The 1,839-nt window shown below is 70.7% G+C and carries 3 protein-coding genes; 1 reads left to right on the forward strand and 2 read right to left on the reverse strand.

Translation table 11 applies throughout. From position 1 onward, the window contains the following. A partial coding sequence (locus tag AC1DYX_RS30795) for a sulfatase family protein (RefSeq protein ID WP_477265971.1) occupies window positions 1-496 on the forward strand: 496 nt, incomplete at its 5' end. 13 nt (window positions 497-509) lie between these two features. Here AC1DYX_RS30795 and AC1DYX_RS30800 read toward each other — a convergent pair. Further along, complete coding sequence (locus tag AC1DYX_RS30800) at window positions 510-689, reverse strand: hypothetical protein (RefSeq protein ID WP_477265973.1); 180 nt, start codon at window positions 687-689, stop codon at window positions 510-512. A 100-nt stretch (window positions 690-789) separates the two neighbouring features. Next, window positions 790-1,530, reverse strand: a complete 741-nt coding sequence (locus AC1DYX_RS30805; protein ID WP_477265975.1) for a sulfite exporter TauE/SafE family protein — start codon at window positions 1,528-1,530, stop codon at window positions 790-792. Window positions 1,531-1,839 lie beyond the last annotated feature (309 nt).

The following is a 1,839-nucleotide window of genomic DNA, read 5'->3' on the forward strand; positions in this document are numbered from 1 at the left end:
GAAGACGGAACTGCTGGAAGGCGGCATCCGCGTGCCCGCCATCGTGCGCTGGCCGCGTCGCCTCCATGCCGGCACGGTCACGGAACAGGTGGCGATCAGCATGGACTGGCTGCCGACCCTCCTCGCCGCCGCCGGCACCGCGCCCGATCCGGCCTACCCGCCCGACGGCCAGGACCTGCTGCCCGTGCTGACCGGCCAGCGCGCGCCGGCCGCGCGCACGCTGTTCTGGCGCTACAAGGCGAACGCCCAGCGCGCCGTCCGCTCCGGCAACTGGAAATACCTGCGCATCAACGGCAACGAATTCCTGTTCGATGTGACGGTGGACCAACGCGAGCGCGCCAACCTGGCGCAGCGGCATCCGGACGTGTTCGCCCGGCTGAAGAGGGAATGGGAAACGTGGAATGCGGGCATGCTGGCGATTACGCCCGAGGTACGCACGCATGGCGTGAACGGCAAGGTGCAGGCGGACCATTACCACGCCGACGGCACCGACTAAGCTGCAGGCGGGCTTACTCGTCCGCGGCGTCGTCCTTGTCGTCGCGGCCCAGCAGCTCGCTGGACCACTCCTGCCAGGTGCAGCGCGGGCAGCGGCGCCACAACAGGATCAGGAAAAACGTCGCGCAGCCGCCCGCCAGCACGACGGCGTGCAGGGCAAGATCCGGTTCGAGTCCGTAGAACAGGTCCAGCATGGCGCACCTTCCTTCCCGGCGGCATCATTCGTATCGTTATCGCATGATTCCAATGTAGACCAACCGGGAGGTCGTGTCCAGCGGACGGACCGCGTGTGTATCAGATCGGCTTCAGGAACAGGCCTACGGTAAGGGCAATGCCGATGCCGACGATCGCCACGCGCAAGGCTTTCTCGTTGACGCGATGCAGCGCCCACGCCCCGAGCAGCCCGCCGATGATGGCACCCGCCGCCAGCACGCCGCACTGCAGCCAGTGCAGTTGCGGCGACGTCAGGAACAGCACGACGGCCGACGCGTTCATCACCCCGGCCAGCACGTTCTTGGTGGCGCCGGCATTGCGCGCGGCGAGGCCGGCCATCGTCAGCGCGGCCAGCATCAGGATGCCGATGCCGCCACCAAAATAGCCGCCATAGACGGCGATCAGGAATTGCGCGACGCCCGTCGCCGCGGGTCCGAGGTGCACGGCGCCGCCCGCGCCGGGCTTGCGGAAGAAGCTCCCCCACGTGAACACGGCGGTGGCGAACAGCACCAGCCACGGCACGAGCCGCGCGAATACCGCGGGCGACGTGTGCAGCAGCAGCAGCCCGCCCGCCGCGCCGCCGGCGATGCTCAGCACGAACAGCGCCCAGAACGGCAGGCCGCCGGCGCCGGACACCAGCTTGCGGCCGGCGAACCCGGACGTGATCTGCGCCGGGAACAACGCGACGGTCGAGGTGATATTGGCGGCGAGCGGCGACATGCCCGACACGATCAGCGCCGGCAGGGTCACGAACGACCCGCCGCCCGCCAGCGCATTCTGCACCCCGGCCCACAGCCCGGCCAGGAACACGAGCAGCAGCATCATGTTGCGGCACCCGGCGGGCGGGTGGCATGGGCGGTCGGGCGGTATCGTGTGGCCATGGCGGGGCCGGCGCGCGCGGGCCGGCGAACGGTTGCGGGGACGCCCATCTTACACTGGCGCCCCGTGTCCCGGCACTACACGTCAGCGGCCGCCCTGCTCCCCCTTCTTGTGGCCGTGGTCGCCCTTGTCCGGACCGTGCTGCGGTGCCGCATGCGGCTGCGGCTGCGGCTGCGGGTGCGCGGCCTGGGCGGGGGGATGCGGCGCCTCATGCGGCGCCGGCCGGGGCGCGGGCTCGGGCGCCGGTTGCGG

The organism is Massilia sp. P2_C2 (assembly GCF_056404615.1).